Consider the following 13358-nt stretch of genomic DNA (forward strand, 5'->3'; position numbering starts at 1 on the left):
TTTCTGTCCTCTCCGTTTTGTGTAAATGTTTAGTTCAATCTATCTAGTCTTTTCTGCCCTCTATACCTTTTTATTAGCAAAGGGTCTGAAATCCTCCGTAACTGCAAGTTTGGTGCTTCCCTCCAGGTAAAAGTTATCATCTGCTCTCCACGTATGGCTTTTTTTGTTTTTTCTCCGGTGATACACATAATTGAAAGGTGAGGTCGCGTACGCTTTGAATCCTCTTTTCCTGCATTGTCTCAGGAAGGTTACATCTTCCCCTACTGAACGGTCCGTGAAGCGGACCTTTTTCAAGATCTCCCTTTTGAATAAAATAGTACCCCCTTGCACAAATTCAACCGGTTTATTTTTTTCAGAGGGGGATCTGACCAATAGTGTCTTGGAGGCACCCAAGTAGACCAGGCAGGAATGTTTGCCCACAATATCACTTTTAGTCCGTCTAAGTTCTCTCACCTGTTCTGTCAAATAATATGGCGAATAGTAGTCATCATCATCAAATTTGGCAATCAACGAAAAGCGAGTCCTTGTTATTCCGGCGTTCAGGCTTTGTCCTAATGAAATGCTCTCCGGAACTTGATATACATGAACATTGGCAAGATTTCGAACGCGGTTTTGGAATGACGTCAGATTCATACTGTCATGATTCAGGACAATGATCAGTTCTTTGCTTTTATAATGCTGCCGACTGTAATTTTGCAGGATGTTTTCAAAAAATTGCGGCCGATTGGTACATACAACAATGGAAACACCATGACTCATTTTGTTTTTAGTCAAGACATACCCTCTTTTCAGCTCAGTTTTCTCTCATCATATGTACCGAAATAGAGTCTGGTATGGACCAATAGCTAGGGCTGTCTCAAAACTCGCTGAAGTGCATCTTTTACCGCCTTTTCGCCCCCTGCTGCGTCACTTTCCCTTGACGTGCCCCGGCACGCCTGCGGAAAACTTTCTGGCTTGGAACGAAAATTCGGCAAAATCTGCTTCCTTCGGAGTTTTCAGACACGCCCTAGTAACCAAAACACCAAAGAACCCTCTTTCCCCAATAAAGGGACAAAGGGTTCTGTAATCTGTGCTTTCTGTATTTCCTTCTGTTCTATGCTTCGCTAGCGTTATTCAAGTATACAGCCTTACCTGTGCGAGCAGATTCATAGAGTGCTTCCAGGATCTGAGATACAACCAGCGCTTGTTTTGGTGTAACGACTGGCTCCTGATCGTTCTCAATCGCTTCAATCCACTTTCTCATCTCCACATCCGGTGCGCTCTCGCTCTTACCATCGTAGAATGCTACCCCGCCTGCACTCAGTTCAATCTCGTTGGTGTATAGACGGCTGAATTTCTCGCCATTGATGCGCAGTCCGTTCTTCATATCCGCACCTGCTTCGCTGCCACTCAAGCTACATTTGGCTTCATCCACGTCCAGTGAGTTGAGCGCCCAGCTGGATTCCAGCATGATTGTTGCTCCATTCTCCATCACAATCATGCCGAAGGCCGAGTCTTCTACGGAGAATTGTTTCGGGTCCCACGGGCCCCAGGCGTTGGCCGCATTTTCACGTTGCGAGAGCTCATTATAGGTCGTGCCGAGAACAACCTTTGGTTGATAGTTATCCATCATCCATAGCGTCAGATCAAGTGCGTGGGTACCAATATCAATCAGCGGACCGCCGCCTTGTTTCTCCTCATCCAGGAAAACACCCCAGGTTGGTACTGCTCTACGTCTAATGGCATGTGCTTTGGCAAAATAGATATTCCCCAGATCACCCGCTTCGCACACCTTCTTCAAATATTGACTGTCTTCTCTGAAACGGTTGTTGTATCCAATCGTCAGTTTCTTGCCGGTACGCTCTGCCGCTTCAAGCATGAGTTGTGCTTCGGCAGAGGTCTTCGCCATGGGCTTCTCACACATAACATGCTTGCCTGCTTCCAGGGCAGCAATGGAAATCTCGGCATGAGAAATATTCGGCGTAAGCACATGCACAATATCCAGAGACTCATCTTTGAGCAATTCCTGATAATCGGTGTAGACTTCAGCATCAGTAGAGCCATATTTCTGCTTGGCTTCATCTGCACGTTCCTGAACAATATCGCAGAAAGCCACCAGTTCAACATTATCCAGTTTACTCAGACTTGGCAGATGTTTACCATTCGCGATTCCACCACAGCCGATAATTCCGATACGATATACTTTACTCATATATATTCACCCTCACTTAAGTATTGGTTGTTTCATTTTACGAAAAGCCGACGGGGTCATCCCCAGACGTTTGCGAAATACAGCATGCAAATAGTTGGCATTATTGAAGCCTGAAGCGAGAGCGATCTGTTCGATGGATACGTTACTTTCCTCCAGATTACGGCACACGGCGCGCAGACGAATATCCTCCAGTACGCGGCTGAATGGCATCTCAGGCTGTACTTGATAGAAGATTCTCTGCAATTGTCTGCTGCTGATATGAAGTTTCTCAGCGACATGCTCCAGCGTGACTACTGTTGGATGATTCGCCTCCATATACTGAACGGCATACTCATAACGATACGCCGACATGTCCCGAACAGGGGCTTCCGGTCGATTCCCACCGGTGTCGTATGCTCGCACGGTTTTGAGTAATATGCTAATGACCAGTTGCTTGATTGACGTATAATAACCTAACAATTTCTGATCACATGCCTCATAGGCTTCCAAGAAACACTGCATCGCGCGATGATAATCATTCACCGGAGTATGCGGAAGCGTTCTCAGCTTTTCAATCGTCTCCTCGGATTCAGCGGCTTCCCAAGGATCGACATGCTCTCTTGGCTTGTGAATGATATCCACATGAAGACATAGTTCATCCATATCCTCTTTGGCGTCCGCCTCCTGATAATGTACGACACCCGGACCAGTCAAATACAGCATACCTTCCGAAAGTGCATGTGTCTGATCATCAAGAATAACTTTGCCTTTTCCTCTCGGGATAAAATGAAACTCAAACTCCGCATGATTATGGAAATCCACAACTCGGCCTGCTGGAAAAGAAGTCAGATGAAATCGCATCACGCGAATCTCATAATGTCCCCACACCATTGCAATATCCAGTCTCTCCAGGAGATCCTGCCGTTCAAGCATTTTCTCATAAGGATACAGGCTCAAGATTGCACACCTCCTTAATAAAACCTAACGCTTCAACTCACTCAGAGCGATTCTGCGCTCTTCCTTGGCAGAGAGATTCGCAGCTTCCATCAACCGGGTTAGCTCCATAGCGATCTGCACGTTTTCAATTGCATCCGTATCATTTTGTATATGTGCGACCCACTGATTGAATGCGCTTTCTCTTTTGTCTGCCAAAGGAAGTTCAGTCCACTCTTCATACTGTCCCTGTGCTGCTTTTGTACGAATCAACAGCTTTTCATCAGGTGTCCCGTACAGAAGTGTACCTTCCGTACCATGAACCTCAATCGTAAATGGAGAATGGCTGTTCACAAAACCAGCTTCAACAACGCCAACTGCTCCGGAATCCGTAAACAAGGTTGCAACTGCATTATCTTCCACTTCTTTGCCTGTAATGTATCCGAAGTTCGCATTAACCGCTGTTACTTCCTGACCCAGAAACAGTTTGGCCAGATACATTGGATGGCAGCCCAGATCAATCAGTGCACCGCCCTGACAATCCTTCAGAACATAGAAGTGTTCAGGTAACCAGTTCGAAATCGCTCCATCATGCGATAAACGCGCTCTGACGTAAGTCACTTTGCCAAGCAATCCCTGGTTAAGTACATCCTGAATCGTGAGCGTATACCCTGCATTCAGACGTGGTAAGGAGACTGTCATCTTGACTTTGTTTGCCTTTACCTCATGAAGGATTCTGTTGGATTCCGCTTGTGTCGCTGCAATAACTTTCTCCGTGAAGATGTGTTTCCCTGCTTTTGCAGCAGCGGTGATCACTTCTTCATGGATGCGGGTTGGCGCATCTACAATAACGGCATCGATGTCATCCTTAGCCAGCATATCTTCGAGTGAAGCATAGAATGGTACGTTTAAACGTTCAGCCGCTTCCTGTCCCCGCTTGGCATCTTCATCCCACACGGCTGCGATGACTGTATCTTCATGTTCCTGTGCCTGCTTGATGTAATCCCATGCGTGAACATGCCACAAGCTAATTTTCCCAATTCGAATGGTCACTGTTGTTTTACCTCCAAAGGATATAAGCTGAACCTGTAAAATTTACACTGAGCCACTCCGATTGCAGTACCATCTTCCGATCACTGTTATCCCCGTATTTTTTGAATCTTTTCCTAATGGAGAAAATCCGGGGATAAAGGTGAACGCTCCGCTTCTACAGATTGGTTCTGCACTCTTCGTTTTCGTGTAAATGTTACATTCATCTTATATAATATTCTGACATTTATCTATAAGTTATCACAGACTTCATGTATTTTTAATAGAAACTCACGACAATAAATGTATAAGATCACGACATAAATATCATTAGATATTGATTCATCATAACGCTTTGGTGCAGGAGCACATGACAAAAACCTCCTGTCCACGCACAGTGAACAGGAGGTTCCTAAGATAATAATGTTCAAACGTCAACTCAACGTAACGCATACCCTTGTGTAACAATCTTGAAGCCGGATACCGTCTGGCTGTCCCCCTCCAACGTATCCTTGACCCGTTCCAGCACATCGCTCTCATATACGGAGGCACATTCGAATCCAGGCTGAACGTTCAATTCACCAGCTTCGGAATTCAAATTATACCAGCGAGCGATCACGTCTCCGGTTTCCTCTGCGATCTTCAATGTGGAGAAGGCTAGAGACGAACTTTGTGCATTCCACGCTAACCATTGCTTCGACAGAGGTAGTTCCACCTGTTGCCCATCAGCTCCAGCATGACCCTCTTGCTCAAACGTGCGTGCTAATGCCCCTAGCTGCACAGTTGTCCACGGAATCGGATACACGTATGCGGATGCACATGCACCTGACTGTGCCGCATCACCTGCAAATGGAATAATCGCATATTCCACACTCTGAGGTCCCAGACATTGGGCTTCCGGTGTTTCAAACACACCCCAATCTCCCAGTTCCGAAGAGGCGCGCAGCAGCGTAACCGCAATCGTACTACCTTCTTCATGCTGTAAAATCTCGTATTCATTCAGCCCTTTGTTTGCAATCATCAAGCCATGATCACCATCGGTCACATGTACAAACGCTTGCTGATGCTGCGCATTACTCGGATTCACCCATTCCTTGGCCGGTGTGTTCGAACGTTTGGCAACCTCAAAGATGGAATCTGCATAATGATCCTCTGTCACCAGTCCCGATGGAAAGAGTGCGCGCAACCGATGATCCTTGGCCTGATTGTTAAATTCAGATTTTACTTTGACCATATTACTGCCTGCTTCTAGCGTATACGTTGTCTTAATCACCAACGGAACAGTGTTCTTCACCCGCTGCGCCTTCCGTTCTGTAAAAGGAACCATTTGGCGCTTCTCCTGTTCGAACAGTTCATCTGCTCCAGCAGGAATATCCCAGTGTAATACACTCTCCATGACTGCACGATACGGAGATTGCTCCACGATCCGCAGGTCTGCCTTCAGATGTTCAGAGGTCAGAGTCGTCTCTCCGTCAGGCTGACGATAGACGTATTCATTGCCGATATCACCAGTGTTCTCATATGAATTCAGTCCCCTGTATACTGCACCGGAGACCTTATCTTCAATTGTTGCCGTACCATTCTCTTCAATCGTCACCCGCAAATGACCGTTTTCCATCATCATTCCCTGAACCTGAATGTGTTCGCTCGTAGCGGGCACTTCAGCAATCTCAGGAATCTCTGTTTGCTTCTGAACTGGAATGAGAGCATACGTGTTATAACCCAGCGAAGGTACATCCAACGCCTGGAAAGTCACTCTTACTTTACGAGCCATATAAGGCTGTCGGAAGCGATCCTTCGGAAGTTCATAACCGAAATGGGAACCCAGATCCTTGATTTCTGCTGAATACTTGCGTCCATCCGAATCGATCAGCTGATACGCTGGCAGTGCATCTTTCTCCACCTTCTGCGCAAGTGCCTGAGGATTAGGCCCTTCCGGGAAAAAGGCTTTGTCCACAATCAGGTCCATCTCCATGATTCCATTTCGATTCCACCCACTCGTGTTGAACACAGTGAACAGCACCGCTTCCTCTCCCCAAGCCTCAGCAGGTTGCACATGAATGGATTCAGCAATCGCCTGCGCGCTCTGGGAAACTAATTTCTCTGCAAGCTGTCTGCTCTTGGCGAAGCGGGTCACCATCTCACGGTGAACCTCATCCACACTGCATCCGCAGATGCTATCATGCGGATGATTCTGCATCAGCATCTTCCATGCATGTGTCAACAGATGGTGCGGATAATCTTTTATCCCGGCTATGTGGGCCATGGCGGCCAGTGGTTCGGCTACCTTTTCAAGCAACGTCTGCCCCTGCTGATTCAACTGTTTCAGATACACCCGGGCGGATGCCGTATTCACCAGTGTTCCCCAACCATCCGTGTGCTGACTGCGAAGTTCGCCTTCGATGGTCGCCAGATGCTCAGGGACATCTTTCGTAACCGCCTCAATGTAATCGTCAAAATTGGAGTGAATAAATTCCACATCAGGATACAACGCAGCCGCCGTGCGTAAAGCCTCGGGCAGATCCGTCTGGATCGGCTGGTGATCACAACCATTCATGAACAACAGATGCGGGGTCGAGGCGAACTTCTCGGCATCTTCCAGATTTTTATCCCAATATACTTGGGCTTTCTCTGGATCAACCGGAACTTCCATCCCGTTACAGTACCAATTCGCGAACAAAATGCCGAGCACTTCCGAACCATCTGGCGAACGCCAGATCATCTCAGAATAGGGAGATTCGTAACTATCCGCATCTACCACAGCATTATTGAATCCGGTAGGCTTTACCCCGCGCCCGAAGATCGCGTTATGAATGTCGGCTTGTTGCAGAATTTGCGGTGCCTGTCCCATATTTCCGAACGAGTCTGGAAAATATCCCGTCTTGGATATCACGCCCAAAGGTCGAGCATCACGATGCCCGATGAGCAGATTACGCAAGTTGGCCTCACTGCTGGTTAGAAACTCATCCTGTAACACATACCATGGGCCAAAATGAATGCGTCCTTCACGAATATAACGGTCGAGCCTCTCCTGTTGTTCAGGTCGAACCTGCAAATAATCTTCACGAATAATCGTCTGCCCATCCAGATGGAAATAGCGATATTCCGGGTCCTGATCGAGCGTATCCAGCAGTTTATCCATCAGCTCAATAAGCAGAACATGATGATGTTCATAAGGCATATACCATTCGCGGTCCCAATGGGTATGCGAGATGAGATGTGCCGTCTTTTTGATTGTCATGTTGCGTACCTCCTGTCATTAACCTTTGGTTGCCCCGCCCATGCTGAAGCCCTTGGACATGTAGCGCTGGGAGAAGATATACAGCACAACCGAAGGCATCGTATAAAGTAGTGAAAATGCAGCCAATCTGCCGTATTCAACCATGCCGTGGCTGCCGAAGAATTGATAGATCGTGACCGATGCCGGAAGTTTCTCCGGTGTCTGGAGCAGGATGTATGGCACGAAGAAGTTGCCCCAACTTCCCGAAAAGGTAAATATCGCTATCGTTGCAATACCCGGCAGCATCAATGGCGCTACGATTCGTCTCAAGCCATTCCAGACGGACGCTCCGTCAATCCATGCCGATTCTTCCAGATCAATGGGCACCGAATCCATGAAGTTTTTCATCATCCAAATACCGTAAGGAAGTGAAGATGCGGTCAGGAACAGCATTGTGGCAATGATGCTATTTTGCATTTTGAAGAACAGAAACATTTGAAATACCGGAACCATCACGGCCGTAATCGGAAGAGCTGTCATGAACAGAATGGATAACAGGAAGCTTTTTTTGAATCTCATTTCATAACGGGATAAAGGATACGCGGCAAGAACCGATACCAACACAACCAATATCGCTTGCCCTCCTGACAGAATCAGGCCGACACCAAATGAACGAAGATTGCTCGAATCCCCGAGTACATCCTTGAAATTTTGAATGGTCCAGGTACTTGGCATTTTGATGCCCTGCTGTGCGTTCGGGTCAAATGAAGCCAGAATGATCCAGAGCAGCGGCAATAAAAAGCAGAGCCCCAGAAAAACTAGAATCCCGTACTGGATTTTGCGTTGAAGCCCATGTTTGACCATAGGGATCGAACCTCCTTCATGGTTACACTTTCACTTTCATGGTTCTCATGTAGAACAGGCTGGCGATAATACCGATGAACAACAGAACCAGCGATATGGCTGTGCCGTATCCAAACTGATAGTTCACAAAAGCCTGGTTGTACATGAAGATCGGCAAGGTTTGTGTCGAAGTACCCGGGCCACCACCGGTCATCGTATAGATCAGCGTGAATACGCCAAGTGTCTGTAGAGTGACTAGCATCATGTTGGTCACGATGGATCCTTTTACCATTGGAATCGTAATGTGTCTGACAATCTGGAACCCGGTGGCACTGTCAATAATCGCAGCTTCTTCAACTTCCTTCGGGATATCATCCAGTGCCGACTGATAGACCATCATCGAGAAGGCTGTGCCGTGCCAGATATTCGCGATAATGACACTCACCATAGGGAAACTGAACAACCAGGAGATTGGACTTGCCCCAAACCAACCGAGAATCTGATTCAATGAACCATTGTCACTGAAGAAGGCAACCATACAGAATGCCACAACAATCTCGGGTGTCACCCAACCGGCAATGACGATGATGCCAATGACCCGGCGGAACGTCACATTTTTTTCTTTCATGAGAAGAGCCAGAATGAACCCAAGCAATACCTGACCAATCACTGCGGAGAAGATGAGAAAGACCAGCGTACGCCAGACACTAATGCGGAAGTCCGGATCATGGAACATATTAATGAAATTCTGAAATCCGACAAACTCCAAACTCTTGGCTGCCGCCCCGGTCAGAGCCATATTCGTAAAGGCAAAGCAGATCGTCAGAATGATGGGAACAATGAAAAACACGAGTAATAACAGTACGGAAGGCATTAGAAACAGAAATGAGCCTGGTGCTTTCCTTTTCATAAGTCACTCTCCATTCGAACCGGAAAAAGGGGAGATTGTGCCTCCCCCTCCGAATATATCGATATCCTTATTTCTCTTCGATGCTGTCCGCGCCAAGGGAACGGGATACGTTGTCCTTCAATTGTGTAACTCCCTCTTCCGGCGTCAGCTTGCCAGAGGCAATACTCTCAACAATGCTTTGCAATTGTGCGGATACCGCTGCATATTGATCGTTCGCTGGACGGAAGTGGGCCACATTCAGGAGTTCCTGTGCTTCTTTGGTATATGGACGATCCGTATACCCTTCAACTTCTGTGGAATCATTACGTGGACTGAGGCTGCCTTCCGCTATTACGCGTGCAGTCGCATTTTCCTTATTCATCAGAAACTCGATAAATTTCCAAGCTTCTTCCTTGTTCTTCGCTTGTGCAGGAACAGACCAGGCCCATCCTCCAGACATCGTCGTTGCACCAGGTGCTTCCCCATTTTGTGTCGGGAATGGTGCAAAGCCTATTTTCTCTTCGACGTTTGCAATTGGAGCAGCACCGTTCTCGGCCCATGTCGAACCTGCCCAGCTGCCATCTACTGCCATCGCCAGTTTGTCTTGCGGGAACTGTTGCTGGAATGCGATACTGCCAGCTTGTCCATTCAAGGCAACCTGCATGGTCGGACCTGTTTTATCCGTGTTAAACACTTGATCTATGAATTTGAAGGAATCCAGAAGACCCGGGCTGTTCACTACCCATTTCTTGCTAGTGTCGTTATACAGCGTATCCGCCGTACCATAGAGCAGCATTTCCAGCGTTTGCATGGTGACACCTTCACCGTTTGCTTTGCCCACGATCATATTAAGCGGTGTCACACCCGGCAGTTTTTGCTTGATGGTACGTGCTGCTTCGAGTACTTCTGCCCAGCTTGCAGGTTTGAACGGAACTTCCAGACCTGCCTGTTGAAACAGTTCCTTGTTATACCAGATTCCGCGTGTATCCGAGGTAGCCGGAACGCCGTACACTTTGCCATCTTCTCCAGTAACCCCTGCCTTCAGATTGTCGATGATGTGTTCTTCCCAATCGGGCCATCCCTGAACCTGTGTATCCAGTGGCTCCAGATATCCCGCAGCAGCATCGGATTTGATGATGGATGTATCTTCGGCAATGACATCAGGTGCCGTATCCGGGGATTTCATCTGCAAAACCATTTTGGATGTATAATCACCCTCACTTGCCAATACAGGCGCAATGTTGATTTTGATATCCGGATTTTCTTTCTCGAACTGATCCACCAATCCTGATTGGAAAAACTTCGTAAGTGTATCTTCAGATCCTGAAGAACGGAACGATACGGTTACTTGCTTCTTGCCATCACTGGTTGTGCCTGTACTGGAACTTCCGCCTGAACAGGCTGTCGTTAGAATGAGCAAGGATGTCATAACTGCTGCTACCGGCATTTTCAATGATATTTTTCTCATGGTTCGCTCTCCTCTTGTCGAAATTCAACGAACTCCGAACGTTATGATGTACTCGCAGGTTCTCTCTTGCTTTCCTATCTATTTCTGTACGCAATCCTATTTCTCTACGCGGAATCCGCAATAATCCATCATCAGTTCACTAAAGAGCATGTTGGACCATGAAAACCATGGACGTGTATATTCATGTGGATTGTTAGCCGAAAAGCCTTCATGGGTCAATCCGGTGCCCGCATCCGTTTGTTGGATGAGCTGGAGCAATCGCAGTTTTTCGTGGCGATCCTCTGTAGTTAGCCCCTGCATCGATAAAGCGATATGCCAGATGTATCCTTCCGGTGTATGCGGACTTCCGATTCCAGCAGCTGCTGTACCCTCATAAAAATACGGGTTATGCGAGGATAGAATGAAACGGCGCGTATTTTGATACACCTCGTCGTTCTCATCCACGTATCCGAGATAAGGTAAAGACAGCAGGCTCGGCACATTGGCATCATCCATCAGATTGTGATTGCCTTTCCCGTCGGTTTCGTATGCATATATGGTTCCATATTCCGGATGTTCAACGGTGCCATAATCCTGAATACCTTTGTTAATCTGTTCCTCCAACTCTTTAGCATTCGCTACCAGCACTTCATCCTTGAATACGGTTTCAGCAATTTCCTGTAGATATCGAAGCGCCACAACGGCGAACATATTGGATGGAATCAGATAACCATATTCACAGCGATCGTCGCTGGGACGGAATCCCGACCAGGTCATGCCTGTGTAGGCTGTTTCAGTACCTCGTCCCTCTCGGCTGAGTGTATCGGTTTGGGGAGCATCCAGACGTTGGAACGTGTAGGGTGATTTCGTCTCATGATGCTGTTCCACTTGCCATAACTGCATGATAATCTGGGCTGCTTTGCGGAACGTGTCATTGAATTGTGTTGTTCTGCCCGTGTTCTTCCACAAGAGATAACTGAGCTGAATCGGATAAGCCAGAGAGTCAATCTCATACTTCCGTTCCCAGATCCAATCATTCATCTGCGTCAGATCTTCCTGATGTCCTTTCCCACTCTCCGTCTCATTAAAAGCGTTTGCATAAGGGTCCAGAAGAATATAATTCAGTTGACGCTCAACCAGTCCAGCGATCATATCGGCGATATCTTCATCCTCTGAAGCGAGAACCAGATAAGGTCTGACCTGAGCAGCAGAATCACGTAACCACATGGCAGGGATATCTCCCGTAATCACAAAAGTGGTTCCATCTTCTTTGCGCTGAATTGTGGTCGCCATCGTATTGGTAAAACAGTTTTTGAACATTTGGTTAAGTTCCGGATAATCCGGCATACGTTTGTTAACCCGATCAATCATGTCGTATATCGAGGGGGAAATGTCTTGATCATCTCTGGGTGTCAGCATGTTGTCCTCCTTATGTAATCCAGTTTGTTAACCGCTTTCATCATCCTAAAACGAATATAATGTTATGTCAATATATTTATTTGTATATTAGCATGTTATTCTCTTTTCACATCACTAAATAATATACCAATCAAAGTGATGCTCCTTTATTAATCCACACCAAAAAGAGACCTCGTTTCCACGAAGTCCCTGTCTGAACCCAATAATTATATAGCAGCTAAAATTAACCTTTTTGTATCAGCGTACTCGTTGATTTCCCCTTCACCAAGCGGGCAGGCAAAACAACTCTGTTCACTGCCATTTCGTTGTTCTGCATACTTTGAAGCACCATCTCGAATGCCTGTTTCCCCATATCAAACTGGCTCTGTCGCATATGGGTCACACGGCTTCCTTCGGCAGCGTTCGGACTGTCAAAACAAATGATGGACAAATCTTCCGGAATCCTCAGACCAAGCTGATCAGCTGCCTGTTCTGCAAGTAAAGCAATATGGTACTCCGCAGCAAAAAGTGCAGTAATCTGCGGGTATTTCTGTAAATGTTCCACCAGTGTCTCCACATCGCGGACCTCGACTTGAGGATCGAACACACTAGGCAATGTCGAAAGAAAAGATTCTAACCACAATTCCCTATTCACCAGTACACCTTGATCATGATGTGCCTCAATAATCCCTTCAATTCGTTCTTCAATCGGTGTGGTGTTCGCCGGAGGCTGTGTCAGAAAAGCGATGTGTCGATGACCAAGGTTGAACAGATAATTCATCCCTTCTCTCGCCGCGCCTACGTTATCCGTACTTACCGAAGAAGCTGGAATGCCTTTCAAATACCGGTCAATCAAGACAAACGGGAATTTGTTAACGACCAGTTTAAGAATCTCATCGCTGAAATATTCACCCTGTGCCGGGAAAATGATCAATCCGTCCACACCCAGTTCCAGCAGTTCCTGAATGCTGCGTTCCTCCTGCTCGGGAATCCCGAAGGATCGTCTAAGTACGAGAAAACAATCATGCTCTCGTGAAGCTTCTTCCATGCCATATAACAGTTCTGTACCATACATGTCACTGAAGTTGGTAATGACCAGACCAATGAGCAGCTTCTTCTCCGGATCTTTAACCGCACCATGCGGAGCAGGTCTGTTAGGTCTTTCCTGTAACCCCTCTGCCGTATCGGCTACAAAAGAACCCCGTCCCGGCTGACGAACAATCAACTGTTCACTCGCCAACATTTCAAGCGCTTTTTTCGTCGTAATCCGGCTAACTCCGAATTCATCACATAATTCCTTCTCCGAAGGAACACGTTCACCCACTTGATATTGATGAAGCTGTATCCGTTCGCGCAAGGATTCAAAGATCTGTTCATACATCGGCTTGGATGCCGAGTCTTTCCCCAATACAAACACCTCCATAAATAC

10 protein-coding genes are annotated in these 13358 nt (G+C 47.0%); all 10 read right to left on the minus strand.

Annotated elements, in window-relative coordinates:
• Positions 1-60 precede the first annotated feature (60 nt).
• The 10 genes from AB4111_RS02590 to AB4111_RS02635 all read right to left on the minus strand — a co-directional run bounded on the left by AB4111_RS02590 (position 61) and on the right by AB4111_RS02635 (position 13346).
• On the minus strand, positions 61-774 hold the full coding sequence (locus tag AB4111_RS02590; protein ID WP_442030229.1) for a glycosyltransferase: 714 nt from the start codon (positions 772-774) through the stop codon (positions 61-63).
• 319 nt (positions 775-1093) lie between these two features.
• Positions 1094-2191, minus strand: coding sequence for a Gfo/Idh/MocA family protein (locus AB4111_RS02595; protein ID WP_442030231.1), 1098 nt, complete (start codon positions 2189-2191; stop codon positions 1094-1096).
• Between the two features lie 12 nt (positions 2192-2203).
• On the minus strand, positions 2204-3127 hold the full coding sequence (locus AB4111_RS02600) for an AraC family transcriptional regulator (RefSeq protein ID WP_442030233.1): 924 nt from the start codon (positions 3125-3127) through the stop codon (positions 2204-2206).
• Positions 3128-3151: 24 nt separating this feature from the next.
• The gene (locus AB4111_RS02605; RefSeq protein WP_442030235.1) at positions 3152-4156 is read right to left on the minus strand and encodes a Gfo/Idh/MocA family protein; all 1005 of its coding nucleotides are present in this window, start codon (positions 4154-4156) and stop codon (positions 3152-3154) included.
• 415 nt (positions 4157-4571) lie between these two features.
• Positions 4572-7373 (minus strand): alpha-mannosidase, encoded by a 2802-nt coding sequence (locus tag AB4111_RS02610; RefSeq protein WP_442030237.1) that lies wholly within the window; start codon positions 7371-7373, stop codon positions 4572-4574.
• An 18-nt stretch (positions 7374-7391) separates the two neighbouring features.
• Entirely contained in the window at positions 7392-8216 is an 825-nt protein-coding gene (locus AB4111_RS02615) for a carbohydrate ABC transporter permease (RefSeq protein ID WP_076211825.1), read from the minus strand.
• Positions 8217-8238: 22 nt separating this feature from the next.
• Positions 8239-9105, minus strand: coding sequence for a carbohydrate ABC transporter permease (locus AB4111_RS02620; RefSeq protein WP_442030240.1), 867 nt, complete (start codon positions 9103-9105; stop codon positions 8239-8241).
• A gap of 67 nt (positions 9106-9172) precedes the next feature.
• The gene (locus AB4111_RS02625) at positions 9173-10552 is read right to left on the minus strand and encodes an extracellular solute-binding protein (RefSeq protein ID WP_442030242.1); all 1380 of its coding nucleotides are present in this window, start codon (positions 10550-10552) and stop codon (positions 9173-9175) included.
• 96 nt (positions 10553-10648) lie between these two features.
• The gene (locus tag AB4111_RS02630; RefSeq protein WP_442030244.1) at positions 10649-11950 is read right to left on the minus strand and encodes a glycoside hydrolase family 125 protein; all 1302 of its coding nucleotides are present in this window, start codon (positions 11948-11950) and stop codon (positions 10649-10651) included.
• 223 nt (positions 11951-12173) lie between these two features.
• On the minus strand, positions 12174-13346 hold the full coding sequence (locus tag AB4111_RS02635) for a GntR family transcriptional regulator (RefSeq protein ID WP_442031560.1): 1173 nt from the start codon (positions 13344-13346) through the stop codon (positions 12174-12176).
• Positions 13347-13358: the final 12 nt, after the last annotated feature.

The organism is Paenibacillus sp. 2KB_22 (genome assembly GCF_052115745.1).
Taxonomy (GTDB): domain Bacteria; phylum Bacillota; class Bacilli; order Paenibacillales; family Paenibacillaceae; genus Paenibacillus.